Raw genomic sequence first — 26866 nt, forward strand, 5'->3', positions numbered from 1 at the left:
AAGCCCATGCGCCCCCCTCCGCCGTTGCCAACGGCGGACCTGCCTGTAGTTGTTATTGCAGGGCGCCCCAATGTCGGCAAATCCACCTTGTTCAACCGCCTTGTCGGGCGCAGGCAGGCGCTGGTGGCCGATACACCCGGTGTCACGCGTGACCGTAAGGAGGGGATTGCCCTTATCCGTGGTCGGCACGTACGCTTGGTTGACACCGCCGGGCTGGAAGAAGCTGCGCCCGAGACCCTGTTCGGGCGGATGCGCGCGTCTTCTGAAAGCGCGTTGGATGAAGCTGATCTGATCCTGTTCTGCATTGATGCCCGCTCAGGCATTACCCCGGCAGATGAGCATTTTGCCCAGTGGATCCGCAGGCGCAACCGGCCTGTCCTGCTGGTGGCCAACAAGACGGAGGGGCGCTTGGGTGCAGCCTCCGCGATGGAAGCCTATGCGCTCGGCCTTGGGGAGCCTCAGGCCATTTCCGCTGAACATGGCGAGGGCGTGACGGACCTGATGTGGGAAATTGCCGAACGTCTGCCCGCAGACCCGGTGCCCACGCCAGAGTATGACGATGATGACAGCGATGCCTCTGAGGATGTTGTCGAGGACCGTCCCGCAGGCCCCCTACGTGTGGCCATTGTCGGGCGGCCAAATGCCGGTAAATCCACCCTGCTGAACGCCCTGCTGGGCGAGGAGCGGATGATTACCGGGCCGGAGCCAGGTTTGACGCGTGACTCCATTGCCGTGCACCTGAAGGACGGTGACGACACGTTTGAAATTGTCGATACCGCCGGTCTGCGCCGCAAGGCCCGTATTGATGAAGCGCTGGAGAAAATGTCCACCTCCGCGTCCATCGAGGCGCTGAAAATGGCCGAGGTGGCAGTGCTGGTGCTGGATGCAACGCTGGGTGTGCATGAGCAGGACCTCCAGATTGCCCGCCTGATCGAGCGTGAAGGCCGCGCCTGCGTGCTGGCCCTGAACAAGTGGGACGCGGTGGAAGACCGTATAGCCACCCGTAAGGCCATTCTGGACCGGCTCAGCATTTCTCTGGCCCAGATGCGCGGCGTGTCTGTCGTAACCTTCTCGGCTCTGACCGGGTCGGCCGTGCACAAGCTGCTGCCTGCTGTGCGGGACGCGGCGATTGTGTGGAATGCCCGTATTCCGACAGGGGAACTGAACCGGTGGTTTGAGGAAATGCTCGAACGCCACCAGCCCCCGTTGGTGGACGGCAGGCGCCTGAAGCTGCGCTATATCACGCAGGTGAAATCACGCCCGCCAACGTTTGTGATCTTTGGTACTCGTGCGGAACAGATCCCCGACGACTATAAACGGTACCTTGTTAACGGCCTGCGCGAGACGTTTGACCTGCCAGGTGTGCCTATCCGCCTGCAGACGCGCGGCACCAAAAACCCGTACGCGAATTCCTGAGACAGGCTTTTCCGGCTGCTGCTGGTGTTCCTGCCAGCCGGAAAGCTGCTCTGGGTCATAGTCGGGATCAATGAGAATATGAACAGCCAGCCCCCCTTGACCATGGAGCCCTCCAGCGGGGGGCTGTATGGTGCTGACCGCACGCGGGCCATGCTTGCGGTTGCCCTGTCGGTGTTTCTGGCTCTGCTGGACTATGCCATTGCCAATGTGGCGCTGCCCGACATCGCGCTGGACCTCAAAGCCTCGGCATCGGCCTCCATCTGGGTGGTTAACGCCTACCAGATGGCAAGCCTGGTAACACTTCTGCCCCTTGCTGCGTTGGGCAGCAGGGTGGGGTTTGCGCGGTTGTGCCAGGTCGGCATAGCCCTGTTCATGGTGGCATCTTTTTTATGTGCCATGGCCACCAGCCTGCCGGTTCTGGCCTGCGCGCGCGTGGTGCAGGGTATTGGTGGGGCCTGTATTATGAGCGTGAATATCGCGCTCGTACGTTTTATTTACCCCCATGCGGAAATCGGGCGCGGTATTGCACTGAACGGTGTTGTTGTCGCCCTGGGTGTGGCTCTGGGGCCAACGGCGGCGGCGGGTATTCTTACGGTGGCCTCATGGCCATGGCTGTTCTGGATCAACCTGCCGCTGGGTGCGGCTGCACTGGCGATGGCGTGCTATGCCCTGCCGCAAACCCCTAGAGCCGACAGAATGCCCGATGTGCCGGGCAGCCTGTTGTGCATGCTGGCGTTTGGGGCTTGTATTCTGGGCGGTGATGGTCTGGCCCATGGGCAGGGGATCGCTGTGTCCGTTCTGCTGCTGGTGGCCGGTCTGCTGGCAGGGGCTGCATTGGTGCGGCGAGAAAAACTGGCACCCCAGCCCATTCTGCCGGTTGATCTGCTGGGCCGATCCGACTTTACCATGGCGTTTGCAACCGGATTGTGCGGCTTTGTGGCCTCCAACTTCTATATCGTGTCCATGCCGTTCATGCTGCACGACACACTGGGCTTTGGGGCTGCGGCGACCGGGTTGCTGATTACTCCCTGGCCTGTCGGCATCATGCTATCAGCCCCTGTTATCCGGCGTGTGGCAGACCGTATTTCGGCAGGTATTCTGTCTTCCATCGGGCTGGGCGTGACTGGCTGCGCGTTTTTCCTGCTCTGGCTGCTGCCCGAACACCCCTCCGTGTGGGATATTGTCTGGCGTACAGCCATGGCGGGGTGGGGGTTTGGTTTTTTTCAGCCCCCCAATAATCGGGCGATGATGGTTGCTGCACCCGCTCACCGCGCAGGTGGGGCCAGCGGTATGGTGCAGGTGGCCCGGCAGGCAGGGCAGACGCTGGGTGCCATGGGCGTTGCCGCGTTCTTTGCGTTTTTCAAAGTAGGGGCCACCCATTATTGCCTGTTTATGGCTGGGTGTGTGGCGGTGCTTGCAGCACTGGCCAGTGCCAGCAGGCTGGCGCTGCCTGCTGGTGCAGGCAGGCACGCAGGCTGACACACTACTGGGTGATGTCAGCCTGCGCGTGTATCAGACTTCGCTTTCAAGGAAGATGCGGCTGGTATCGCCCATCCATGCCCCGTAGTAGCGTTCCAGCCAGCGTTCAGCCTGGGTCGGCGCACCAGCCACAAGGGCTGTCAGCGGGGCCAGATACACCCATTCCGATGTCTGGCTGTTGTCATCCACCATATCGCGGGCCTGTAGCCCGTCCATGGCAATAGCCAGCATCTGGGCCGCCAGATCGCGCACTGTGCCTTCGCCCCAGGGGGTGTCCAGCCCCATCATGGGCACCAGTTCACGCAGTTTGACGTAATCTTCCCACGGGCGGGAGCGCACCAGTTCCCAAGCACCTTCAAGGGCGGCATCGTCATACAGCACCCCGGTCCACAGGGCGGACAGGGCCAGAATCATTTCCGGTGAGCCTACGTCGGCTCCGCGCATTTCCAAAAACTGCTTCAGGCGCACGTCAGGGAATGCGGTTGTCAGGTGGTCTTCAAAGTCACCAATCGTGGGGCGTGTATCGTCAAGCCCGTCTTGCCGCTCTCCCTTGAGCCAGGAGCGGAAGGATCGACCGGCGACATTGCGCATCTCCCCATCACGCATGATGAAATACATGGGCACGTCCAGCGCCCAGTCCACATAGCGCTCGAAGCTGAAGTCGGATGCAAACACGCAGGCAGGCATGCCCGAGCGGGCATTGTCCGTATCTGTCCAGATCCGCGCCCGGTTTGACAGGAAGCCGTTGGGCTTGCCCTCAAAGAAGGGGGAATTGGCGAACAGGGCCGTCGCCACGGGTTGCAGGGCCATGGAGACCTGCATCTTGCGGACCATGTCCTGCTCGGACCCGAAGTCGAGGTTGACCTGCACGGTGCAGGTGCGCTGCATCATATCCAGCCCCATGGAGCCGACCTTGGGCATGTAGTCGCGCATGATCGCATAGCGTGATTTGGGCATCCACGGCATGGCGTCGCGCGTGGCGGTGGGATGGAAGCCCAGCGGGGAAAACCCTATGCCCAGCTTGCGCGCAAGGGGGCGGACGGAATCGAAGTGGTTGGCCAGTTCCTCAGCCGTTTCGTGCAAGGTGCGCAGGGGCGCGCCCGACAGTTCAAACTGGCCTGCGGGTTCAAGGGAGATTGCAGCCCCCGCAGCCTGCCCCTGGCCTTTCAGACCAATGATGTTCCCCTTGTCCAGCACGGATGTCCAGTCGTCCGGCTCGGACTTGTGCAGGGCTTTCAGCAGGGCTTCGATCCCCTCCGGGCTGTAGCCCGGGGTGGCGTAGGCGGCCTTGGCAGGTGTTGCACTGTCCGGCCGGATGAAGCCGAATTTCTCATGCTCGGTGCCGATCCGCCAGGCATCGCGGGGTTTGCAGCCCTGGGCAAGCACATCAACAAGCTCGCTGGTGGACTGGATAGGGGTTTCGTCTGCTGCGCCGGGGTTCGACATGAGGCTTCACTTGTCCCTGAAAAAAAGCCTCGCCGGACAGGGCAAGGCAGAAAACGCGGTGTTATTGTGCCGAAACAGGCCTTGAACGCAAGCCGCCCGCCATCAATGCCAGCCCGGCGGCTACGGCCGTGTCGGCCCTGAGTACCAGCGTGCCAAGGGTTACGGGGGCTACAAATGGACGCAGGCGCAGGCTGCGACATTCAGTCTCGCTCAGCCCGCCCTCGGGGCCAATCAGCAGACCGTCACCCGCCCGGGCGTCCAGCAGGGTGGGGGTGAGTGGGGCATCTTCCAACCGTTCAATGGCTGCAAACAAGGTTTGCCCGGCAGGCCATGCCCCCAGCAGGCTGGCCAGGGGCTGGGGGGACGCAACGGCAGGAATATCCAGGCGCTCGCACTGTTCAGCCGCTTCCATGGCAATGCTGGTCAGGCGGTCGGGGTTGATGCGGTGGGTGTTGGTGCGCTCGGTTATAAGAGGCAGAAAATGGGTAACTCCCAGCTCTGTTCCCATGCGCACAACAAGGTCTGTTGCGTCACGCTTGAGCAGGGCAAAGGCCAGAGTCAGGGGGGGTAACGGGGCAGGAGCGCGCAGGCGCTGTTCCAGCCGGAAACTGCCCTTGTCCTTGCGGATTTCTGTAATGCTGGCCAACCATTCCCCCGCCAGGGCGTTGAACAGTCGCACCTGCTCCCCCGCCCCACGGCGCAGGACCGTACCAAGGTAGCGTGCCTGATCGGCCTGCATCGGGCAGGGTGTGCCGGGCTCGGCTGCTTCTGGCAGGGTTTGGGGCGCCACATACAGGCGTGGCAGACGGGTAATGCTGTGCATATCGGACAAAGCTTTCCCTCCTGGCGGTGTGGTGCCCGAAACGGATCCGGGTCGGGCTTTTACGCATGAAAGAGGGGGCGTTGCCAAGTGGGGTGGCCGGGGTTTGTGCGCGTGGTGTGGCTTGCTTACGCTCTGCCCTGTTTTTGTGGCATAGGGGCTACACGCATCTAGCAGTCATACAGTGGGGAGCTTTCGGCACAGTGTCAGCCATGTCCAGACATACCGACATCAGGGTCACAGGGTGGATTGCCCGCCTGCCGCCTGCCATGCAGGCCTATGCGTTGCTTGCCCGTCTGGACAGGCCCATTGGCACATGGCTGCTGTGGCTGCCTGGTGTGTGGGGTATTCTGCTGCCACAGGGTGTGGCCCCAGCCGAACGGATCAGGCTGATCGTGCTGTTTGGCGTGGGCAGCCTTGTCATGCGCGCAGCCGGGTGTGTCGTTAACGATATGTGGGACCGGGACATAGACCGGCAGGTTGCACGCACGGCAGGTCGCCCCTTGGCCAGCGGGGCGCTGGGCATGCGCCAGGCCACGCTGTTTCTGGCCGTGCTGCTGCTGGCGGGGCTTGGGGTGCTGGTGCAGCTTAACCCGCTGTCCCGCCTGCTTGGCGTGTCATCCCTGGTGCTGGTGGCACTCTATCCGTTGGCCAAGCGTTTTACGTGGTGGCCACAACTGGTCATGGGTTTTACCTTTGGCTTTGGTGCGCCGCTGGGGTATGCCGCCGCGGCAGGGCAGCTTACGTGGGCTCAGGCGGCGCTGTATGGCGCGACCATTGCCTGGCAGCTTGGTTTTGACACCATCTACGGCTTTCAGGACATGGAAGACGATGCCCGGATAGGCGTAAAATCCACATCGCGCCTGATGCATGGGCAGGCCCGCTCCTTCATCAGTAGTTGCTATGGCACCATGCTGGCGCTGCTGGCTCTGGCCGCTATTATGTCCGGCGCTTCGGCTCTGTTCTGGCCTGCACTTTTGCTGCCTGCCGTGCTGCTGGGGCGGCAGGCCTCTGCGGTCAATCCGCTGGACCCCGGCCTGTGTCTGACCCAGTTCCGCGCTAATCGCGAGATCGGGCTGGCGGTGGCGCTGGCCCTGCTGCTGGGGCTGGTCACACTGTAGGTGGCAGGTTAAGCAGCATACTGTCACAGCCCGCCTGCGGTGCGCCGGGGCGGGGTACACGTTATTTTCTGACCCATAACGCAAGGCACCGCACCCATGACCCTTTTTTCACGTGTTCTGGCCCCTTTGTGCGTGGCCTTGCTGCTTGGCGGTGGTGTGGCCCATGCCCAGCAGGCGGGTGATGCAGCCTCGACCGGGCCTGAGGCTGCGGCTCTGTCTGGGGCAGACAGGAGCTGGATTGAAAAAATTGAGCAGGCGCTGAACAGGAACACCACGTTTGAGGCCCGCATCCAGCAGATTGATGCCAGCGGTAAACGTGTGACCGGGCATGTATGGATGAAGCGGCCCGGACAGATGCGCCTGGCTTACGACCCGCCATCCCCCCTGTTGCTGGTGGCCAGTGACGGCAAAGTGGTTTTTCGGGACAGCCAACTGGACCAGACAACGGTTATTCCCATTGACCGCACGCCGCTTGGCCTGCTGCTGCGCAGCCATGTGAGCCTGTCAGAGGGTGTGACGATCACCAATTTCCAGCATGCCAATGGGCTGGTGCAGGTCACGCTTGTTCGGACAGCCTCTGCCGCCGACGGCAGCCTGACATTGGTTTTTTATGAAAAACCCCTCGCCCTGCGGTCGTGGAGTGTCGTGGATGCTCAGGGGCATGAAACACAGGTGACGCTGTATGATGTGCACGAAGGGGGCACTCTGGCACCCAGCCTGTTCGTCCTGCCTGCGCAACCGCAGGAATAAGGGCGCAGCCTACCCTGTGGTCTGGAAAAATCGGCTGGCGGGGATGATATTCAGTAAGAGTAGGGCCGGGCAGGGTGCTGGGCCGGGGGCGTGGAGTATGTGGGACAGATGACAGGGGATGATCTTTTCGGGTCAGTAACGCCCCCCAAGGCAGAGGCCGGGCAGACGGGTCCCTCCGGCCAGCGGCGCGCCGTGCCGACCCAGCCCCTGGCTGACCGGTTGCGGCCAGAGCGGCTGGAGGATGTTGTTGGCCAGTCTGGCCTGCTGGGGCCCGATGGCGCGCTGACCCGCATGCTGGAGCGTGGGTCGCTTGCAAGCCTGATCCTGTGGGGTGGGCCTGGGGTTGGCAAAACTACGATCGCCCGCCTGCTGGCCCGTGCGGCGGGGCTGACCTTTGTGCAGTTGTCGGCTGTGTTTTCGGGGGTGGCCGACCTTAAAAAAGCATTTGAAACGGCCCGTAACCTTGCCCGGACAGGGGGCGGTACCCTGTTGTTTGTGGATGAAATCCACCGCTTCAACCGTGCCCAGCAGGATGGTTTTCTGCCTGTGGTGGAGGACGGCACGATCGTTCTGGTTGGCGCAACAACGGAAAACCCGTCTTTTGCGCTCAACTCGGCCTTGCTGTCGCGCTGTCAGGTCATGGTGCTGAGCAGGCTGGATGACCCGGCACTGGAGGCTCTGCTGGTGCGGGCGGAGGAGGAAACAGGCCGCCCGTTGCCGTTGACGGAAGATGCCCGTGCCGCCCTGCGCGCCATGGCGGATGGCGATGGGCGTTATCTGCTCAATATGGTCGAGCAGCTTATGAGCCTGAAAGACCAGACCGCGCTGGACCCCGCCGCTTTGGCCCGTCTGCTGGCCCGCCGCGCCGTGCTGTATGACCGGGACCGGGAGGAACATTACAACCTCATTTCCGCCCTGCATAAATCCATGCGTGGGTCTGACCCCGATGCGGCGCTGTACTGGTTTGCCCGTATGCTCGAAGGTGGGGAAGACCCGCGTTACATCGCCCGCCGCCTGACACGCTTTGCGGCGGAGGATGTCGGTATGGCCGATCCCCACGCCCTACCGCTGGCCGTGGCAGCGTGGGAGACGTATGAGCGTCTTGGCTCGCCGGAGGGGGAACTGGCTCTGGCACAGTTGGTGGTGCATCTGGCTACGGCGGCAAAGTCTAATGCAGCCTACAAGGCGTACGGCGCGGCGCGGCGTGCGGCCAAGGCCACAGGCAGCCTGATGCCCCCCGCGCATATTCTTAATGCCCCGACGCGACTGATGCAGGATATCGGCTACGGCAAGGGGTATGAATATGACCACGATGCGGAAGAAGGCTTTTCAGGACAGAACTATTTCCCAGATGGCATGCGCCGTCAGAACTTCTACACCCCTACTGGCAGAGGGTATGAGCGCGAGGTAAGGCATAGGTTGGAAACATGGGCCCGCTTGCGGGATCGGCGACAGTCGTGAATATCGCAGCATGAGTGTTGTCAATCTTACCGTAACGGAAGACGAGGCCGGTATCCGCCTTGACCGTTATTTCCGCCGCCATTACCCGCACCTGACACAGGGGGCGTTGCAGAAACTGTGCCGCACAGGGCAGATCCGGGTGGATGGCCGCCGGGTGGATGCCTCGACCCGGCTGGAGCCAGGGCAGAGTGTGCGCGTGCCACCCATCCCCATGGCCGCCAAGCCCAGCCGCGATGTTCCGCGCCCGCTGGACGAACGCCTTGTGCGGGAAATCCGGGGCATGGTGCTCTATCAGGACGCGCATCTGATCGTGCTGAACAAGCCTGCGGGGCTTGCAGTGCAGGGTGGGCCGGGCATTACTAAGCATGTTGATATGATGCTGGATGGCCTGCGCGAGGGGGACGATCCGCGCCCCCGGCTTGTACATCGTATTGACCGGGACACATCGGGGATTCTCCTGCTGGCTAGAACACCGGGGGTGGCGGCGCGGCTTGCAGCGTCCTTCCGGGGGCGGGATATTAAAAAAATTTACTGGGCTGTGGTGGTCGGCAGGCCTGACCCGCAGGCCGGGGAAATTGACCAGCCACTGGTCCGCCTTGGGGCTGGGCCGGGGGCCCTGACCGTTGCAGCCGACCGCAAGGACCGAGATGCCCAGTCGGCCCGCTCGGTTTACGAGGTGCTGGATTCGGCAGCGCGTAAATTCTCATGGCTGGAACTGTCCCCTCTGACGGGGCGTACCCACCAGTTGCGTGTGCATTGCGAGTCTTTGGGGACCCCGATTCTGGGTGACCCCAAATACGGCGGCCCGCTTGCTCATCCTTCGGGCATGACTGACCAGTTGCACCTGCATGCCCGCATGCTGGACATGCCGCATCCGGCAGGGGGGCGGCTGTCTGTCAGTGCGGAACTGCCCGCGCATATGAAAGGCACCTTCCGCGATCTGGGCTTTACGGCGGGCGCAACGCCAGCCCCCGTACGCCGGGGCGGATAACAGCGGGGGCAAGCCATGCGGCTGAAGTGGAAGATCGGGCTTGTTGCCAGTGCTGTTGTGCTGGCTGTGGGGGGCGGCACCATTGTGTCCGCCACGCGTGATGCAGGCTGGCTGCGTGGGCGGGTGGTTGATGCCGTGCAGGCCCGGACAGGGCGGCAGGTGCATATTGGCCGCCTGAATGTCTGGTTGCTCCCCTTCCCGTGGGTGGAGGCGCGTGATGTCAGGCTGGCGGGTGTGGACGGCGCGGATATGCTGGTTGTCCGGCAGGTGCGCGCCAGACTGTCCCTGACACCGCTGTTTGCCCACCGCATGGTGTTCCGCTCAGTCAGTGTCATGGGGGCGACACTGAGGTTGCAGCGTCTGCCCGATGGCCGCGCGGACTGGGATTTCCAGCCCGAAGCTACCGCTGGCAGTACCTCCGTTGCCGCAGGTCCGGGTCGCCTGCATTGGAACCTTGGACTTGCCGATGTTACTCTCAGCCAAGGGGAACTGCGGTGGGATGACCAATTCGCCCATCACACCGGGGCTGTTGATCTGCCCCATGCCCGCCTGACCGGGCTGGATGGCACTGCGCCGGATGTGAATATCCAGGGGACAAAAAATCAGGCCCGGTTTGAACTGACAGGCCAGACAGGCCCGCTGTTGCCTCTGGCGCAGACACTCCCTTTGCAACTGCGGCTGTCGCTTAACGCTGGGGGGCGCAGCCTTGGGTTGGCCCATCTGGATGGTGTGCTTCATCCCGGGCAGGCGGAGGGGGGCTTAAGCCTGCATACGGGCGGCTCTGTCGGGCATCTGGAGGATCTGGGGCTGTTTTTCCCCCATGCTGGCCTGCCTGCGGCGCGGAATGTGTCGCTCGATGTCACGCTGGGCGGTGTGTGGCGTGAGCCTCAATTGCTCGGGCTGCATGGGCGGGCTGAGGATATAACCCTGCCGGACAGCCCCGCTGGGCTTGCGCTGCAAAGGCTGGGTTTTGATGCCGCCGGTGCAGATACGCCGCTGTCTTTCAAGCTGGAAGGGCAACTGGCGGGGCAGGCAACAGTGCTGTCTGGCGCATGGGGGAATGCTGCGACTGTGGGACGTGCCCTGCTGGCGCAGGATACTGCCCCCCTGCCGCTGGATGTAACGCTGGCGCAGGGCGAGGCGCATGTGCATGCTGTGGGGCAGGCCGGTGCCGGGGCATCGGAACTGGATGTTGATGGCGCGCTAGACCGCCTGACATTGCCCCCCAACTGGCCGGGGCTGACAGGGTTTACGGTCAAGGGGCATGTTGCTGCGGCGGAAACCGCGCATCTGCTGGCTCAGTCCGATTGGAATGCCCGCCTGTCGGCTCTGACAGCATCGGCCGACATGCAGGCGGCATCGGTGGTCTGGCAGGGGCTGACATGGACCGGGGCTGCTCTGCACGGCAATGTGCAGGGTGGGCAGTTAACTCTGGACCCGGTCAGCGCGCAGGCTGATGGCCGTGCGCAGAGTGGGCGTTTTGTTTATACAGCTTCGGCTACGGGGCCGCAGTTCAGTGTTGAGGCTCATCCAGTTCTGCTGCCTCTGTCCGCTGTGCAGGGGTGGCTGGGCTGGCCGCCTGACATGCAGGGTGTTGCACAGTTTGTAGGGGCTGTTTCCGCCGGTGGGGCAACACAGGCTGCTCTCTGGCAAAGTCTGGTAGGGCATGTGGGTATCTCGGTTGTTGACGGTGCGGTGCGGGCCAATGTGCTCAAAACCCTGCTGGGGCCGAATGTGCCAGCCAAAGGCACGCTGCCCGTGCGGTGTTTTGGCGCGCATCTACAGTTTGCTGACGGGGCTGCCCATATCGACCAGTTGGGTTTTGAGAGTGATGTCCTGCATGTGCGTGGGCATGGCACTGTAACGCTGGCCACGGGCGCTTTGGACATGCATTTGGAGCCACATGTGCTGCTGGGTGGGGCTGCCGCGTCATCCTCAGTGCGCCTGCGCGGCACATGGGTTGCCCCTGCTCTGAGTATGGAAACGGCGGAAGATGGCCGCTACGGTATAACGATCGGTGGTGGTGCGGAGGATGGCGGCGAGACCTGTCAGCCCCTGCTTGCCGCCGCCCGGGAGGGAGAGGGCGGGCCAGCGGCCCCGCCGCTCAAACCCCGCAAGGAGGATAAGGTGATGAAACTGCTGCACGGTCTGGGGCTGTTCCAGTGAGCGAACCTACGCGAGATATGCTGGCCGGGCGGCAGCCCGCCGGGCGCAAGCGCTTTTGGAAAGAGGCTGATGTCGTGCAGGAGGCCGAGGGCTTTGCTGTGCGGTTGGATGGCCGCACTGTGCGCCTGCCTGCCGGGACAGCCCTGTCTGTGCCATCCCGCGCTCTGGCGGAGGCTCTGGCGGCAGAATGGCGCGCGGCGGGCCTGGGCGAAAGCGGGCGTTTTGTGCCAGCAGACCTGCCGCTGACAGGCATTGCAGGCTCCATGCTTGAGCGTATTCCACAAGCGCGTGACGGCGTGATCCAGAGCCTGCTGGCTTACGCCAATAGCGACCTGCTGTGCTACCGTGATGCTGCGGGCAGTGCCCTCGCACGGCAGCAGGCGGAGGTATGGGACCCGTTGTTGCAGCAATTGGAGGCTGCTCATGGGTGCCGCCTGACAGTCACATCGGGTGTCATGCCTATCTGCCAGACAGATGATGTGTTGCGCCGCCTGTACCATGTGCTGGGCACCAGCGCGCAGGAGGAACTGGCGGTGCTGGGGGTTGTCGTGCCTGCTCTTGGCAGTCTGGCGCTCGGGCTGCTGATGTTTGAGGCGGGGATGGAGGCCCAGATACTGGTCCACGCTGCAACGCTGGATGAGCAGATCCAGATGGCAACCTGGGGGGTGGATACGGAGGTCACAGACCGGATCGCTGCCTTGCAGGATGAAGTTGGCTGCGCCATGCGCTTCCTTGCGCTATACAGGCAGGGCTGAGCCTGTGCCAGCAAGCGGCTTGACATAGGGCCTGCGGGTACCGTAAGTTGTCCTCTACAAATCAGGACCGCCACCTCGCGAGTGTTCGCGCAGTGGCGTGTTTCTCTATGGGGTGTTGTTCTGTTGTTCGAAGCTCTTTCAGGCAGACTATCGGGGGTTTTTGACGGGCTGGCCAAACGTGGCGCGCTGTCCGAAGCCGATGTCATGGAGGCCATGCGCGAAGTGCGTCTGGCCATGCTGGACGCCGACGTTGCGCTGCCTGTGGTCAAGGACTTCGTCAACAAGGTGCGCGAAGGCGCTGTCGGGCATGAGGTGCTGGAAAGCATCTCCCCCGGTCAGGCCGTTGCCAAGATTGTTAACGATGCGCTGATCGATGCGCTGGGTGGTGCAGGGGCTGTGCCCCTCAACCTCAGCGCTACGCCTCCTGTGCCTGTCCTGATGGTCGGTTTGCAGGGGTCGGGCAAGACCACCACATCGGGCAAGCTGGCGCTGCGGCTGAGAACGCGTGAGCGTAAGAAAGTGCTTCTGGCATCGCTCGATACGCAGCGCCCTGCCGCGCAGTTGCAGCTTGCCCAGTTGGCGGAGCAGGCGGGTGTTGTCTCCCTGCCCATCGTGGCCGGGCAGACCCCGGTGGAAATCGCCCACCGTGCGCTCGATACCGGGCGGCGCGAAGGGTATGATGTTGTTATCCTCGACACCGCAGGTCGTCTGTCCATAGACGAAGCGCTGATGGAGGAAGTGCGTCAGATCCGTGACGCAACAAACCCGGCGGAAACCCTGCTGGTCGTGGATGCCATGACCGGGCAGGACGCGGTCAATACCGCCAAGTCCTTTAACGAGGCTGTGGGTGTGACCGGCGTGGTGATGAGCCGTATGGATGGTGATGCGCGCGGTGGCGCGGCCCTGTCCATGAAGGCCATTACCGGCGCGCCGATCAAGCTGACGGGCTCGGGCGAAAAGCTTGACGCGCTGGAGGAATTCCACCCCGAGCGCGTGGCTGGCCGTATCCTTGGTCTGGGTGATATCGCCGGGCTGGTTGAAAAGGCCGCCGATACCCTCGACCACGAGGAAGGCGAGCGTCTGGCCAACCGCATGATGGCTGGCAAGTTCGATCTGGACGACTATGCGTCCCAGATCCGCCAGATCAACAAGCTGGGGTCCATTTCCGGCATTCTCGGCATGCTGCCGGGAATGGGTAAGGTCAAGGAAGCTCTGGGGGACAAGGACCTTGATACGTCCATCCTCCGCAAGCATCAGGCCATTATCTCGTCCATGACCAAGGCGGAGCGTCGCACGCCCGCCATTATCAAGGCGTCCCGCAAGAAGCGGATTGCCGCCGGGTCTGGCACCACGGTTCAGGATGTCAACAAGCTGCTCAAGCAGTTTGAAATGATGTCCACAATGATGAAGCGCTTTAACAAGCTTGGCGTCAAAGGTCTTATGCGCCAGGGGATGTCCGCGCTCATGCCCAAGGGAATGGGCGGAGGTTCGCCGGGTGGGCCCGGTGGGTCTCCCTTCCGCTAAGGCGGATTTTCCTAGGGTAGTTTTTTCAGGTTTTAGTTATCAGGGTCTGGAGTAGTCTGAATGAGTCTTAAAATTCGTCTTGCCCGCGCAGGTGCCAAAAAGCGTCCTTACTACCACATCGTGGTGGCCGACAGCCGCAGCCCGCGTGACGGCCGTTTCATCGAAAAGGTTGGCGCATACAACCCGATGCTGCCGTCCGAACACGCTGACCGCGTGCGTCTGGTTGGTGAGCGCATCACCCACTGGCTGTCCCAGGGCGCACAGCCGACCGACCGCGTGGCTCGCTTCCTTGGCAATGCTGGCCTGGCCGAAAAGCCTGCCTTCCGTGAGCAGCCCAAGAAGTCCGCGCCCAAGAAGCGCGCTCAGGAACGTGCAGCCGCTGCCGCCAAGGCCGCGGAAGCCGCAGCCTGATAACGGCTAGTTCCGCATGAGCCCTGATCTCGTCCTGATCGGTGTTGTGGGTAAACCGCATGGTGTGCGCGGCCTTGTGCGCGTGCATGCCTATGCGCAGGACCCCATGTCGCTTGAGATGTATGAGACCTTGCTGGACGACCAGGGCCGCCAGTGGTCCCTGCGGTGGCGTGGGGCAGATGGTGTGGCGGAACTGAGCGACGCCAAGGGCAGGCCGCTGGCAGACAGAACGCAGGCGCAGGAGGTGGTCAATACCCGCCTCTACGTGCCCCGTTCCGCCCTGCCGGAGCCTGAGGAAGAAGAATTCTACCACGCTGATCTGATCGGCATGGAAGCGTTTGAAAACTCCCTGTCGCTCGGGCGTGTTGCCATGGTCCATGACTATGGCGGTGGTGCCAGCCTTGAACTTGCCGGTGGCGTGCTTGTGCCTTTTACCAAGGCCTGTGTGCCACGCATCGACCTGGAAGCCCGCACCCTGCAAGTCTGCCGCCCGGATGAAATTTCGGGCGAGGAAGGGCAGGGCGTTGGCCGCAAGCGGGAGCCCGCCGCGCCATGACATGGCAGGCAACCGTGCTGACACTCTTTCCGGACATGTTTCCGGGCCATCTGGGGCAGTCCCTTGCCGGGCGTGCACTGGATAATGGCCTGTGGTCATGCCGGACTGAAGACATGCGGTTGCACGGTCTGGGGCGGCACCGGGCGGTGGATGATACGCCGTTTGGCGGTGGTGCCGGTATGGTTATCCGTCCTGACGTGGTGGATGCGGCTCTGGCCGCCAGCCAGGCCGGGGCAGATGTGCCGCGCATCTACCTGACCCCACGCGGTCGTCCATTAAGCCAGAGGGATGTGCGGCGTTATGCTGCAAGCCCCGGTGTGCTGCTGCTGTGTGGTCGTTTTGAAGGGGTGGATGAGCGCGTGCTTGAAGCCCGCGGCCTGGAGCAGGTTTCCATCGGGGACTATGTCCTTTCCGGTGGGGAGACTGCGGCTCTGGTGTTGCTGGATGCATGCGTGCGGTTGTTGCCCGGTGTCATGGGCAGTGAAGACAGCGGCGTGGAGGAAAGTTTTTCCGAAGGGCTGCTGGAATACCCGCACTATACCCGCCCCGCAGAATGGGACGGGCGTGCGGTGCCAGATATCCTGCTATCGGGCAACCATGCGGCCATTGCGGCGTGGCGGCAGGCGCAGGCGGAAGAAATAACGCGGGAAAGACGGCCGGACCTGTGGTCTGCCTGGCTGGACCGCAGGGAAAAAACAGGGCTGTAGCTGTGGGCGGGGCCGCACAGACAGACCACTTTGGGGTTTGAGGAAGGATACCGAGATGAACATCATTCAGCAGTATGAAGCTGCGGAAATCGCACGCCTGACAGCCGTGCGCGCCGTGCCGGAATTTGAAGCAGGCGACACCGTGCGCGTGTCCGTGCAGGTTAAGGAAGGTGAGCGCGTGCGTCTGCAGGCGTTTGAAGGCGTTGTGATTGCCCGTTCCAACAAGGGCCTGAACAGCAACTTCACCGTGCGCAAGATTTCCAACGGTGAAGGTGTGGAGCGCGTGTTCCCGCTGTATGCCCCCACGGTTGCCGAAATCAAGGTTGTGCGTCGTGGTAAGGTGCGCCGCGCGAAGCTGTATTACCTGCGTGGTCGTAGCGGTAAGTCCGCCCGTATCGCGGAACGCCCGCGTGAGGTCGTTGCTCCGACCGCAGGCTGATTTGGCCGTGGGGCTGCCAGCACTGGCAGCCCGGGGTGATCTGGTGATCTGCGGAACCCGGCTGGCCTCGCCAGCCGGGTCTTTCCAATGGTAGGTATGCCACCTACATGTTCCTTCTGGAGCATGCTGGTGTGCGACAGGGTATTAAAGGAGGAGGCCATGGGGCCACGTACATTGTTCGACAAGATCTGGGACGATCATGTCGTGGAAACCCTACCGGATGGCACCTCCATTCTTTATATCGACCGGCACCTTGTCCATGAAGTGACAAGCCCACAGGCCTTTGAAGGTCTGCGGCTGGCGGGACGCAAGCTGCGGCACCCGGAAAACACCATCGCGGTTGTTGACCATAATGTGCCGACATCCGACCGCACCCAGCCGATCGAGGAAGCGGAAAGCCGCAACCAGATCGAAACGCTGGAACGCAACGTGCGTGAGTTCGGCGTGCCGTATTTCCCGCTGCTGTCCTCCAACCAGGGTATTGTCCACGTTGTCGGGCCGGAGCAGGGCATTTCCCTGCCGGGCATGACCATTGTCTGTGGGGATTCTCATACCTCCACCCATGGGGCCATGGGCTCGCTAGCGTTTGGTATCGGCACGTCCGAAGTCGAGCATGTCATGGCGACGCAGACCATTCTGCAGCGACCTGCCAAGAACATGCGCGTGACGGTGGAGGGCGTGCCCGGACCGGGTGTGTCCGCCAAGGACATCATGCTGGCCATTATCGGGCATATCGGCACGGCAGGCGGCACCGGCCATGTTATCGAATTCGCCGGGTCTGCCATCCGCGGGCTGGACATGGCCGGGCGTATGACCATCTGCAATATGGCGATCGAAGCCGGTGCCCGTGCAGGGCTGGTTGCCCCCGATGATACGACTTTTGAATACGTTCGTGGCCGCCCCTTTGCTCCCAAGGGTGATGACTTTGAAAAGGCTGTTGCCTGGTGGCGCACACTGGCGACGGACGATGGCGCGCAGTTTGACAAGGAGGTCACGCTGCGGGCGGAAGATATCAGCCCCACGCTGACATGGGGCACCAGTCCCGAAACCGTGCTGCCCATTACCGGCCATGTGCCAGACCCCGGCAATGAGGCTGATGAAAGCACACGCGCCCAGATGGTGCGGATGCTTGACTATATGGGCCTTGAGCCCGGCCAGCCGATTGCGGGCACGCCGGTCGATGTCGTGTTTATTGGCTCCTGCACCAACAGCCGGATCGAAGACCTGCGCGCTGCTGCCCAGATTGCTGCGGGCCGCAAGGTTGCCGAGGGCGTGCGCGCCATGATCGTGCCGGGGTCGGGCAATGTGAAGCGGCAGGCGGAAGAGGAAGGTCTGGACCGTATTTTCCTCGATGCCGGGTTTGAATGGCGTGAAGCCGGGTGCTCTATGTGCCTGGGCATGAACCCTGACCGCCTGACACCGGGCCAGCGTTGTGCCTCCACCTCAAACCGGAACTTTGAGGGACGGCAGGGGCCGGGTGGGCGCACGCATCTGCTTTCTCCCGCCATGGCTGCTGCTGCTGCCGTGCGTGGTTGCCTGACCGATGTGAGGGAACTGGTATAATGGATAAATTCGCCACACTGTCGGCTGTCGCAGCGGCTCTGCCCGAAGCCAACATTGATACCGACAAGATTATCCCCGCACGCTTTCTCAAGACCACCCAGCGCACCGGCTTGGGCAAGCATGCGTTTGACGCCATGCGCTACACGCCAGATGGTGCGGAAAACCCGGATTTTGTGCTCAACCGTGAGCCATGGCGCAAAGCCGAAATCTTGGTTACGTATGAAAACCTTGGCTGCGGCTCCTCGCGCGAGCATGCGCCTTGGGCACTGCTGGACTTTGGCATCCGCTGCGTGATTGCGCCGTCTTTTGCGGATATTTTCTTCAACAACTGTTTCAAGAACGGCATCCTGCCCATCCGTCTCCCGCGGGAGGTGTGCGACACCCTGATGGCCGACGCCAGCATGGGGGCCAATGCCCGCATGACGGTGGATCTGGCCCGCCAGGTGATTGTCCGCCCCGATGGTGAGGAAGTGGCTTTTGATGTGGACCCTTTCCGCAAGCACCTGCTGCTTGAAGGGCTGGATGATATTGGCCAGACCCTTCAGCACGAAGGGGAAATAGGCGGTTATGAAAGCCGCAAGCGTCAGGAAAAGCCCTGGATGCCATCCATTCATATCGACTGATTTTTTCATATTTGGAGTGCCGTCATGACCGAGCAGAAGCCGTCCTACAAACTTCTTGTCCTGCCGGGTGACGGCATTGGCCCAGAAATCATGCATGAAGTCAGCCGCGTCATTACGTGGCTGGAAAACAACCGGAACGTCTCCTTCGATCTGACATACGATCTGGTTGGCGGGGCCTCTCTTGCTGAATATGGCGTGCCGATCCGTGATGAGGTGATCGAGAAAGCCTGGGCGTCCGACGCTGTTCTGTTCGGCTCCGTGGGGGACCCCAAATGGGGCCATGTCGGTTTTGACAAGCGCCCCGAGGTTGCCATCCTCAAGTTGCGGCAGGAACTGGGGCTGTTTGCCAACCTGCGTCCCGCCAAGGTGTTTGACGCTCTGATCGACGCCAGCACGCTCAAGCCTGATGTGGTGCGTGGTCTCGACATCATGATCGTGCGTGAAACCGTGGGCGGCATCTACTTTGGTGAGCCCCGGGGTATTGAAACCCTGGAAGATGGCAGCAAACGCGGCATCAACACGGAAGTTTACACCACCTCGGAAATCGAGCGTGTTGCCCGTGTGGCCTTTGACCTGGCACGCAAGCGTTCCAACCGTGTCTGCTCGGTGGAAAAGTGTAACGTCATGGAAAGCGGCCTGCTGTGGAAAGAGGTCGTGACCGATGTGCATGCGCGTGAATTCCCGGATGTGACCCTCAGCCACATGCTGGCCGACAACTGTGCCATGCAGCTTGTGCGCAACCCGCGTCAGTTTGATGTGCTGGTGACAGGCAACCTGTTTGGTGACCTGCTGTCCGACTTGGCCTCCATGCTGACAGGCAGCCTTGGCATGCTGCCGTCAGCAACGCTGGGGGCGGTGCAGGACAACGGCAAGCGTCCGGCCCTGTATGAGCCCATCCATGGTAGCGCACCGGATATTGCTGGCCAGGGTATTGCCAACCCGATTGCTCAGGTTCTGTCGTTTGCCATGCTGCTGCGGTACTCGCTGAACATGCTGGATGATGCAGACCTGATCGAGCAGGCTGTCTCCAACGTGCTGGCCAGCGGCCTGCGCACAGCCGATATCATGTCCGAAGGTATGGCGCGTGTTGGCACCTCTGTCATGGGTGACGCCATCGTGCGTGAACTGGACAAGCTGGTGAAATAAGAGACCCGGATACGGTGCTCGTGATGGCTTTCGCACATCACTCATGAGGGATTAGGGAGGGGCATAAAGCCTCTCCCGGATAGCGCCGCAGTCCATAAAAAAAGCCGCTCTGTAAGGGGCGGCTTTTTTTATGCTCTCGGGGAGGGAGCACGAACAAAAAAGGCAAAGAAAAAGGCCGCTCGCCTGCGCGAAACGGCCTTTGTCATCCCGGAAGGGGAAGGCTTAGAAGCCTTCGCGTTCCAGACGCTTGCGCTCCATCTTGCGGGCGCGACGCACGGCCTCGGCCGCTTCACGCGCTTTGCGCTCGGACGGCTTTTCGAAATGGCGGCGCAGCTTCATTTCACGGAAGATACCTTCACGCTGCATTTTTTTCTTGAGCGCCTTGAGAGCCTGATCGACATTGTTGTCACGGACGAGAACGTGCACTTGGTCACTAACCCCTGTTCATAAAAACCCGGTCACCCGGTTTTTTGAAAATCAAAAAAGGACAGGACACCGCCGCACTCGGTGAGATACGTCGATTCCTCTGCTGGCGGCCTCTATAACACGGGCTCAGGACAAGATACAATTCGTTCTTGCGTTCCAAACCTACACCAAAGAGTGTTTTTCGCACCTGTCAGCAGGACGAGGGGAAAGTAAAACAAATGGCGGTACTTGCAATAGCCCGTATGGGCCACCCGATCCTGCGCCAGATCGCCCGGCCGGTGGACAACATCGCGGATGCCGACATCCAGCGCCTGATTGCCGATATGCATGAAACACTGGCGGACAGCGGAGGTGTTGGCCTTGCTGCACCGCAGGTTCATGCGTCTGTGCGGCTGTTTTTATATTCGGTGCCGCAGGCTCGCTCGGAAGGGGAGGATGACCCGGCCCTGCCTGTGCAGGTCATCATCAACCCGGAGATCACGCCGGTGGATGACGAACAGGTGCTACAGATGGAGGGCTGCCTCTCGATCCCCGGTCTGCGGGGGGAGGTGCCACGCTATAGGCGCGTGCGTTACAAGGGGCTGGACCAGCACGGGCAGGTGGTGGAGGGTGTGGCCACAGGCTTTCGTGCGCATGTCATGCAGCATGAAATGGACCATCTTGACGGCATTCTCTATCCCATGCGGATGACGGATCTGACACGGTTGGGATTTGACACTGAAATGATACGCTATGGGGCAAGGGCATGAGCATTCTGAACGGCAAGATCGAACAGCTACTGTCCCTTGCTGTTGCAACGGTGGCTGCGGGTGTCATGCCTGCCCCAATGGAGCATGATCCCGACCGGGATGCCGCATTACGCTCTCTGGCGGCTGTGGCAGGTCAGCAGGGGTGGAGTATGGAGGCGTTGCGGGCGTTCGCTGGCCCGCAGGCAGACCTGCTTTTCCCCGGTGGAGAAGCTGAGCTGCTGGAGGCCTGGTCCGACCTGTGTGACCGGGATATGGCCGACGCCATGTGTGAAACAGACGAGCCGCGCCTGAGTGGCCGTGTGCGGGCGGCCTTGCTGTACCGCCTGCCCGCGGATGAGGGCAGGCGGACGGCAGCGGCAAAGGGCATGAGCCTGCTGCTGACACCGCAGGGGCAGGTCGTGTTCCGCCGGGCATGGATGCGCAGTGTCAATGCCCTGTGGCAGGCCGCGCAGGATGATTCGGCAGGGGTCGCCTACGTGACCAAGCGCCTGACGCTGGGCAATATTTACGCTCTGTCTTTTCTCTACTGGCTGGCCCGTGGGCAGGATGCTGCGGCCATGGCTGCCTTTGTGGACAGGCAGTTGGCGTTGGTCCTGCGGTTTGGACGCTTTCGCGCCAAGCTGGCAGCAGGGCGTTCCGCAGCACCTGCGGGTGCTGCAGCTCTGTAAGATGGCGCAGGCATGACCCTTCCACCACAGCGGGACAGTGCCGGGGCAGATTTGCTCTTTCTGCGGGAAGAGCGCCTACGCATGGCCCAAACACTCATGTTTCTGGCCGGGCGTGACATGGCGGAAGCTGTGGCCCCGACACTGGAGGAACTGGATCTCGGGCGGGCACATTATCGTGTTCTGCAGGTTCTGGCCTTCAGCCCCGATATACCCGTCAGCCGCTTGCAGGACATTCTGGGCGTGACCAAGCAGAGTCTTGGGCGAACCCTGCGGGAGTTGGAGGTGCGCGGCTACCTGGGGGCCAAACCCGGCAGGCAGGACAGGCGGCAGAGGTTGCTGTGCCTCAGCCCGCAGGGGCGTGAGGTCGAGGCGCGGCTGTTTGCGGTGGTGCGACGGCACCTGATGACTGCCTACAGGGAGGCCGGAGGCACCGCTGTGGAAGGTTTCCGACGGGTCATGCGTGGCATGCTGTCGGAACATAGCCGGGAATTGCTGGCCGATGACGTTGCTGGCCGAAGGGAGGGACCCCATGGCGCCTGATCAGATCGAGCCTGAAGATTTTACCGCCCCCCATGTCATGGTGGTGGATGATGACCCACGCCTGCGCCGCCTGTTGCGGCGTTATCTGTTTGAGCATGGTTTCAGGGTCAGTGTTGCCGCCTCGGCCGAGGAGGCACGGCAGAGCCTGCAAGGCATCCAGCCCGACGCCATTGTGCTCGACATCGGCCTGCCGGGTGAAAACGGGCTGGAACTGACAAACGCCCTGCGGCTGGCAGGGCAGGATTTGCCCATTGTGCTGCTGACAGCCAGAGGGGAGCCTGCCGATCGTATTACCGGGCTGGAGGCCGGTGCGGACGACTATCTGGGCAAGCCCTTTGAGCCCAAGGAACTGCTTTTGCGCCTCAAGGCCCATTTGCGGCGGCATCAGCCAGTGCCGGTTACGGATAATCTGCGGGTTGTCAGGCTGGGCGACAAGGAGTTTGATCCTGTCCGACTGATGCTGTCCGGCCCGGACGGCAGTATCCACCTGACGGGAGGGGAGGCCGCCTTGCTGGCGGTGCTGGCCCGCAAACCGAACGAGGTTTTCTCGCGCGAGGAGATCGCCAAGGCTCTGGAAATGACCGAGATTGGAGAGCGCGCGGTGGATGTGCAGGTGACACGCCTGCGCCGTTGTATCGAGCCAGACCCGCGTGAGCCGCGCTTTCTGCATACCGTGCGGGGGCGTGGTTACGTCCTCAAGCCCGGCCTGTAGCTGTGAGGGTGTTCAGGCGGCTGTCAGGCTGGTGCCGGGCTTTCCTGTGCAGGCAGGACGTGGAAAAATCTGTCCGTCGTGTTCTGCCGGGGTCGCTGCTGGGGCGGTCCCTGCTGATTGTGCTGTTTCCGTTGCTGATCACGCAGGCGATCGCGCTGGAACTTTTTTACGGCAATTTTCTCAAGGTCGTATCCCGGCGGCTGTCCGACAGTGTCACATCGGAAATCGTGCTGTCCCTGAATGCGCTGGAACGCTTCAAACAGCCGGAAGACAAGGCATGGTTTCTCGACCAGGCCCAGCAGCACCTCCAGCTGGTTGAAACCTGGCATGCTGGCGCGCATCTGACCCGCTTTGGGTCCACCCATGTTTTGGGGCCAATGGATGATGCGCTGGCCAAGGCTCTGACAACTTCCATCCATTACCCATTTTTTGTCCGGTGGCGCAAAAGCCCCTACAAAGTCCGCATTTCCATCCAGATGCCCGATGGCGTTCTGGCAGTGGAAGTCCCGCGCAAGCGGCTGGATATGGGGCAGATCTGGCTATTTGTGGCCTGGACCGTGGGCAGTACGCTGCTGCTGTTTGTCATTGCCAGCCTGTTCATGCGTAATCAGGTGCGTGCGATCCGCCGACTGGCCCATGCGGCAGAGGAATTTGGCCTTGGGCGGGATGCAGGGCCAATCCGCCCGGTCGGTGCGCGTGAGGTGCGTATGGCGGCTGTGGCCTTTAACCGCATGCAGGACAGAATCTATCGCTTTGTTGTGCAGCGTACGGGTGTTCTGGCCGGTGTTTCACATGATTTGCGGACACCTCTGGCGCGCCTGCGCCTGTCCCTTGCCATGCTGCCCCAAGATGGTGCCGTGCGAGCAGAGGATATCCGGCAGGATGTTGAGGATATGGTCGGTGATGTGGTGGAAATGGAACACATGATCGACAGCTACCTCGCCTTTGCCCGTGGAGAGGGGGCCGAGACAGCCGAGCCTGTCGAGCTTGCGCCCTTTCTGGAGGATGTTGTGGCGGCAGCTCGCAGGGCTGGCGGGCATATTCTGGAACTGGATGTGCCCCAGGACCTGCATGTGCACATGCGGGCGGATGCCATGCGGCGCACATTTGGCAACCTGCTGGATAACGCCCGCAGGCATGATGCCAGTGTGACGGTCAGCGCCCGGCGGGTTGGGAAATCCGTGTGTATTCTGGTGGATGACAACGGCCCCGGTATCCCCCCAGAACGGCGCGAGAGCATGCTGCGGGCCTTTGAGAGTGGTCGTACCGGGGGGTCTGGCCTGGGGCTGACCATCGCACGTGACATTGTGCGGGCCCATGGGGGCGATCTGGAGCTTGATTCGGCACCTGCCGGGGGGCTGCGGGTACGGCTTATGCTGCCCCTGTAACCCAGGCATCAGGGAATAGGGATGGTCCCCTGATGCGGGTTGTCAGGCTAGAGGGAGTTGCCTGACCCAAAGTGGCCGGGCCCCTGATTGTAGCTGCCCATGCCGCCCATGGAGCCACCCGCAGCGCCAGTGCCCATCAGGTTCTGCATCGGGTTGTAGCGGCCAACATTGCCCAGGATCTGCTGGAAGACGTTGATCTTGGTGCCCGGGGTCGGTGTGGTGGTGGATACCATGGCCACAGGCATTGCATCCTTACGGTTAAGGGTGCGGATGCTGTCCAGCGTCCCGGCTTCACCAAACTTCAGCACCACAACCTGCTGCTTGGAAATATGCGGGAAATCCATGGGCACCAGATGGGTGGTCATGGAAACATAAATCCAGGTGTTGTCATCAAACGCCCCCTTGGTGGTGGGGGAGCCCATAAGGTCAACCACGTCCGAGCGGGTGCTGGTGCCGGGCACGAGCTGGTTATAGTCATCGGGCTCCACAAGGGAGCCTCGGGGCATGGGGGTCGGGCCGAAAACAGCACAGCCTGATAGCACCAGGACCGCGGCAAGCGCTCCGCAAGTGTGCCGCAGGGTGGTCATGCGGATCTGGCGTGGCAGTCTCATAGGGTTTGGTTTTCCCAACGGCAAGGTGATATGCATCTGGCACAGGCCTTTCTGTCGGATGCCCCAACCGTTACGGGGCGTCAATTCCTGAAAGGCCATTTCCTACGTAAATGCGTGATTGCACCCCAGGAAATGCCCGATATGATAGCGCTATCCCGCAGGCCTGACGCCCGTTGGGCAGGGCCATGGCGGGTGCCACGCACGGCCAGCTCAGGAGGCTGACATGACTCACAGGCCAGAATTTTCCTACCCGATGGCGGTTCGCCGAATCGGGGAAAGCGGGATGGAAATCACGGTGGAAGCCACGCCAGAGGACTGTAAGCGCATAGCCCAGCGCCTGAAACTGGCCGAAGTCAGCATGCTGCGCTGCCGCTATGACCTGCGGTACGAGGGGCGTGGGGTTGTCGTGGCGCAAGGTGCGCTGGCGGCCCGATTCATGCAGACCTGTGTTGTCAGCCTTGAGACATTTGAGGATATGATGACCGGGTCTTTTGTGGTTCGTTTCGTCCCGGCCGAACAGTTTGTTGACCCCGACATGGCCGATATGGATGCGGTTGACGAAATTCCGTATGAAGGACAGACGGTTGATCTGGGTGAGGCTGCGGTCGAGCAGTTCGCGCTTGATCTGGACCCGTATCCTCACGCGCCGGATGTCGTGCTTCCGCCAGGGCTTGTGCTGGAAACGGACGAGGTGGATACACCCCCAAGTCGGGATGGGGATGAAGAAAAGGTAAGCCCCTTTGCAGCGCTTTCGCGCTGGCGGGGTGGGCAGGCCTGAGGAATGGTGAAAGGCTGCGCTGGGGTTTTCATGCGCGGATTGCTTGCGAAAACGCCTGCTGTCTGCTAGAGCCCCCGGCTCAGTCTGGTTGATAAACCGAATGGTGCTGTCTGGCGGGGCGACGGAACGCGCGGCCAGGCGTTTTTTAACTTGTCGTTAACAGGAAGGGGCTCAGGCTCATGGCCGTACCCAAAAAGAAAACCTCGCCCTCTCGTCGTGGCATGCGTCGCAGCCATGAAGCCCTCCGGGTTGAAGCCCATGCCGAATGCGGCAACTGCGGCGAACTGAAGCGCCCGCACCACGTGTGCAGCCACTGCGGTCACTACGACGGCCGTGAAGTTGTTGCGGCTGGCAAGGCGCTGAAGGTTGCCGTTCGCGCCTGATTTTACAGGTGTGAGCATGGGGTGCCGTAGCCGTAGTGCAACGACAGGGGCAGGTATCTGCGGCATGGCAGAGAAGCAGGCATGAACAAGACCGAGATTCCAGACAGTTTTCTTTCCGACACGGACGAGGTGTTCAGCCTTGCGGTGGACGGAATGGGCGGTGACGGAGCTCCGGAAATTGTTGTGGCCGGTCTGGCTCTTGCCGCCGAACGTCACCGTGGCATCAAAGTGCTGCTGATCGGTGACGAAGCCCAGCTTCTGCCTTTGCTGGCCCGATACCCCAAGGCTGCGGCCATCTGCACAGTGTGGCATACAGGCAGCACCGTTTCCATGGACATGAAGCCGACCGCCGCACTGCGGCTGCGGCAGTCGTCCATGCGTCTGGCCATGGACGCCGTGGCCAGCGGGCGCGCCAGGGGCGTGGTTTCTGCTGGTAACAGCGGTGCCATGCTGGCTTTGGCCAAGATCGTGGTCAAAACCCTGCCGGGCATATCGCGCCCCGCCATGGCGGCTATCAGCCCGACCATCAAGGGCGATGTTGTCATGCTCGACCTCGGTGCGAACGTGGCATGCGACTGGCGCAATCTGGTCGAATTTGCCGTGATGGGCGAAGCCTTTGCCAAGGCTGTCCTTGGTCTGCCGGCCCCGACAATCGGTTTGTTGAATGTCGGGTCGGAAGAACTCAAGGGTGATGAAAAACTGCGCGTGGCGGCGGAAGCCCTGAGGGAAAGCCCTCTGGCGGCGCAGTTCCATGGTTTTGTTGAAGGCCATGATATTACCGCTGGCACGACCGATGTTGTCGTGACCGATGGCTTTACCGGCAACGTTGCCCTCAAAACGGGCGAAGGTGTGCTGAAGATGGCCACCACCCTGCTGCGCAGGGTGTTCCAGAACGGCCTGCTGGCCCGCATCGGCTATCTGTTGGTGCGGCGTGGGCTGGAGCGGATGAAAGAGTGGCTGGACCCGCGCCGCTACAATGGTGCGGTTTTTGTTGGCCTGAATGGCGTGGTGGTGAAATCCCACGGCGGAACGGATGCAGAAGGATTCGCCGCTGCGGTCGATGTGGCCATGGATATGGTCACACACGGTTTTACCGAAAGTATTCGTGATCGGCTGTCACACATGGGTGCGTTGCTTTCGCGCCAGCAGGTGGGGCAGGTACGTGAAACGGCGGTCCCGGTTTCCTGATCGTACGGGTTGGCTTTTTAAGCATACCCAGGGCAAGCAGGCTTAACTG

Annotated in this window: 28 protein-coding genes; 24 read left to right on the plus strand and 4 right to left on the minus strand. The window is 61.9% G+C overall.

The genetic code is table 11. From position 1 onward, the window contains the following. The first annotated feature begins 6 nt into the window (after window positions 1-6). Together der and FLP30_RS09970 are read left to right on the plus strand one after the other, a co-directional pair. On the plus strand, window positions 7-1416 hold the full coding sequence (gene der / locus FLP30_RS09965; protein WP_210419356.1) for a ribosome biogenesis GTPase Der: 1410 nt from the start codon (window positions 7-9) through the stop codon (window positions 1414-1416). 78 nt (window positions 1417-1494) lie between these two features. Beyond that, the gene (locus FLP30_RS09970) at window positions 1495-2895 is read left to right on the plus strand and encodes an MFS transporter (protein ID WP_149279691.1); all 1401 of its coding nucleotides are present in this window, start codon (window positions 1495-1497) and stop codon (window positions 2893-2895) included. Between the two features lie 33 nt (window positions 2896-2928). Here FLP30_RS09970 and FLP30_RS09975 read toward each other — a convergent pair whose 3' ends face one another. Further along, complete coding sequence (locus tag FLP30_RS09975) at window positions 2929-4341, minus strand: glutamate--cysteine ligase (protein ID WP_149279692.1); 1413 nt, start codon at window positions 4339-4341, stop codon at window positions 2929-2931. Between the two features lie 61 nt (window positions 4342-4402). Beyond that, window positions 4403-5164 (minus strand): 16S rRNA (uracil(1498)-N(3))-methyltransferase, encoded by a 762-nt coding sequence (locus FLP30_RS09980; protein ID WP_149280331.1) that lies wholly within the window; start codon window positions 5162-5164, stop codon window positions 4403-4405. A gap of 200 nt (window positions 5165-5364) precedes the next feature. On the opposite strand from FLP30_RS09980, the gene ubiA reads away from it, so the two are divergent. The 14 genes from ubiA to leuB all read left to right on the plus strand — a co-directional run bounded on the left by ubiA (window position 5365) and on the right by leuB (window position 19374). Then, window positions 5365-6282: a 4-hydroxybenzoate octaprenyltransferase gene (ubiA, locus tag FLP30_RS09985; protein WP_210419271.1), complete on the plus strand. Its 918-nt coding sequence runs from the start codon at window positions 5365-5367 to the stop codon at window positions 6280-6282. A gap of 96 nt (window positions 6283-6378) precedes the next feature. Then, window positions 6379-7032, plus strand: a complete 654-nt coding sequence (locus FLP30_RS09990) for a LolA family protein (protein WP_149279694.1) — start codon at window positions 6379-6381, stop codon at window positions 7030-7032. Between the two features lie 108 nt (window positions 7033-7140). Then, window positions 7141-8493 (plus strand): replication-associated recombination protein A, encoded by a 1353-nt coding sequence (locus tag FLP30_RS09995; protein ID WP_149279695.1) that lies wholly within the window; start codon window positions 7141-7143, stop codon window positions 8491-8493. Window positions 8494-8503: 10 nt separating this feature from the next. Continuing rightward, window positions 8504-9484 carry an RluA family pseudouridine synthase gene (locus FLP30_RS10000; protein WP_149279696.1) on the plus strand — a complete coding sequence of 327 codons (981 nt, stop codon included), beginning with the start codon at window positions 8504-8506 and terminating at the stop codon, window positions 9482-9484. Between the two features lie 15 nt (window positions 9485-9499). Further along, window positions 9500-11650 (plus strand): AsmA family protein, encoded by a 2151-nt coding sequence (locus FLP30_RS10005; protein WP_149279697.1) that lies wholly within the window; start codon window positions 9500-9502, stop codon window positions 11648-11650. Continuing rightward, window positions 11647-12405 (plus strand): ATP12 family protein, encoded by a 759-nt coding sequence (locus FLP30_RS10010; RefSeq protein WP_246856498.1) that lies wholly within the window; start codon window positions 11647-11649, stop codon window positions 12403-12405. Before FLP30_RS10005 ends, FLP30_RS10010 begins: the two co-directional genes overlap by 4 nt. Window positions 12406-12528: 123 nt before the next feature. After that, window positions 12529-13929, plus strand: a complete 1401-nt coding sequence (gene ffh / locus FLP30_RS10015; RefSeq protein WP_149280333.1) for a signal recognition particle protein — start codon at window positions 12529-12531, stop codon at window positions 13927-13929. Between the two features lie 60 nt (window positions 13930-13989). After that, window positions 13990-14340 (plus strand): 30S ribosomal protein S16, encoded by a 351-nt coding sequence (gene rpsP, locus FLP30_RS10020; RefSeq protein WP_149279698.1) that lies wholly within the window; start codon window positions 13990-13992, stop codon window positions 14338-14340. A 16-nt stretch (window positions 14341-14356) separates the two neighbouring features. Beyond that, on the plus strand, window positions 14357-14896 hold the full coding sequence (rimM, locus tag FLP30_RS10025; RefSeq protein WP_149279699.1) for a ribosome maturation factor RimM: 540 nt from the start codon (window positions 14357-14359) through the stop codon (window positions 14894-14896). Next, entirely contained in the window at window positions 14893-15603 is a 711-nt protein-coding gene (trmD, locus tag FLP30_RS10030) for a tRNA (guanosine(37)-N1)-methyltransferase TrmD (RefSeq protein WP_149279700.1), read from the plus strand. Before rimM ends, trmD begins: the two co-directional genes overlap by 4 nt. Window positions 15604-15658: 55 nt before the next feature. Next, window positions 15659-16042, plus strand: coding sequence for a 50S ribosomal protein L19 (gene rplS, locus FLP30_RS10035; RefSeq protein ID WP_149279701.1), 384 nt, complete (start codon window positions 15659-15661; stop codon window positions 16040-16042). A 159-nt stretch (window positions 16043-16201) separates the two neighbouring features. After that, entirely contained in the window at window positions 16202-17605 is a 1404-nt protein-coding gene (leuC, locus tag FLP30_RS10040) for a 3-isopropylmalate dehydratase large subunit (RefSeq protein ID WP_149279702.1), read from the plus strand. Beyond that, the gene (leuD, locus tag FLP30_RS10045) at window positions 17605-18228 is read left to right on the plus strand and encodes a 3-isopropylmalate dehydratase small subunit (RefSeq protein ID WP_149279703.1); all 624 of its coding nucleotides are present in this window, start codon (window positions 17605-17607) and stop codon (window positions 18226-18228) included. Before leuC ends, leuD begins: the two co-directional genes overlap by 1 nt. Before the next feature lie 24 nt (window positions 18229-18252). Beyond that, window positions 18253-19374 (plus strand): 3-isopropylmalate dehydrogenase, encoded by a 1122-nt coding sequence (gene leuB, locus FLP30_RS10050; protein ID WP_149279704.1) that lies wholly within the window; start codon window positions 18253-18255, stop codon window positions 19372-19374. A gap of 222 nt (window positions 19375-19596) precedes the next feature. Here leuB and rpsU read toward each other — a convergent pair whose 3' ends face one another. Continuing rightward, window positions 19597-19800 (minus strand): 30S ribosomal protein S21, encoded by a 204-nt coding sequence (rpsU, locus tag FLP30_RS10055; RefSeq protein ID WP_003623949.1) that lies wholly within the window; start codon window positions 19798-19800, stop codon window positions 19597-19599. Between the two features lie 218 nt (window positions 19801-20018). On the opposite strand from rpsU, the gene def reads away from it, so the two are divergent. Genes def through FLP30_RS10080 form a run of 5 tightly spaced genes read left to right on the plus strand, consistent with a single transcriptional unit; the run spans window position 20019 to window position 23857 of the window. Next, on the plus strand, window positions 20019-20549 hold the full coding sequence (gene def, locus FLP30_RS10060) for a peptide deformylase (protein WP_149279705.1): 531 nt from the start codon (window positions 20019-20021) through the stop codon (window positions 20547-20549). Beyond that, window positions 20546-21217, plus strand: coding sequence for a ubiquinone biosynthesis protein COQ9 (locus FLP30_RS10065; protein ID WP_149279706.1), 672 nt, complete (start codon window positions 20546-20548; stop codon window positions 21215-21217). The genes def and FLP30_RS10065 overlap by 4 nt, the downstream gene beginning before the upstream one ends. A 12-nt stretch (window positions 21218-21229) precedes the next feature. Further along, window positions 21230-21757, plus strand: coding sequence for a MarR family winged helix-turn-helix transcriptional regulator (locus FLP30_RS10070; protein WP_149279707.1), 528 nt, complete (start codon window positions 21230-21232; stop codon window positions 21755-21757). Then, window positions 21747-22469, plus strand: coding sequence for a response regulator (locus FLP30_RS10075; RefSeq protein WP_149279708.1), 723 nt, complete (start codon window positions 21747-21749; stop codon window positions 22467-22469). Before FLP30_RS10070 ends, FLP30_RS10075 begins: the two co-directional genes overlap by 11 nt. 59 nt (window positions 22470-22528) lie before the next feature. Beyond that, window positions 22529-23857, plus strand: a complete 1329-nt coding sequence (locus FLP30_RS10080) for an ATP-binding protein (RefSeq protein WP_149279709.1) — start codon at window positions 22529-22531, stop codon at window positions 23855-23857. Between the two features lie 47 nt (window positions 23858-23904). Here the strand turns inward: FLP30_RS10080 and FLP30_RS10085 are convergent, their stop codons facing one another. Beyond that, the gene (locus FLP30_RS10085) at window positions 23905-24468 is read right to left on the minus strand and encodes an outer membrane protein assembly factor BamE (RefSeq protein WP_149279710.1); all 564 of its coding nucleotides are present in this window, start codon (window positions 24466-24468) and stop codon (window positions 23905-23907) included. 223 nt (window positions 24469-24691) lie between these two features. Here FLP30_RS10085 and FLP30_RS10090 point away from each other — a divergent pair, with 223 nt between their 5' ends. The 3 genes from FLP30_RS10090 to plsX all read left to right on the plus strand — a co-directional run bounded on the left by FLP30_RS10090 (window position 24692) and on the right by plsX (window position 26817). After that, entirely contained in the window at window positions 24692-25246 is a 555-nt protein-coding gene (locus FLP30_RS10090) for a YceD family protein (RefSeq protein WP_149279711.1), read from the plus strand. Between the two features lie 179 nt (window positions 25247-25425). After that, window positions 25426-25629: a 50S ribosomal protein L32 gene (gene rpmF, locus FLP30_RS10095; RefSeq protein ID WP_149279712.1), complete on the plus strand. Its 204-nt coding sequence runs from the start codon at window positions 25426-25428 to the stop codon at window positions 25627-25629. 81 nt (window positions 25630-25710) lie between these two features. Further along, entirely contained in the window at window positions 25711-26817 is a 1107-nt protein-coding gene (gene plsX / locus FLP30_RS10100; RefSeq protein ID WP_149279713.1) for a phosphate acyltransferase PlsX, read from the plus strand. Window positions 26818-26866 lie beyond the last annotated feature (49 nt).

The organism is Acetobacter vaccinii, from assembly GCF_008365315.1.
Taxonomy (GTDB): Bacteria; Pseudomonadota; Alphaproteobacteria; order Acetobacterales; family Acetobacteraceae; genus Acetobacter; species Acetobacter vaccinii.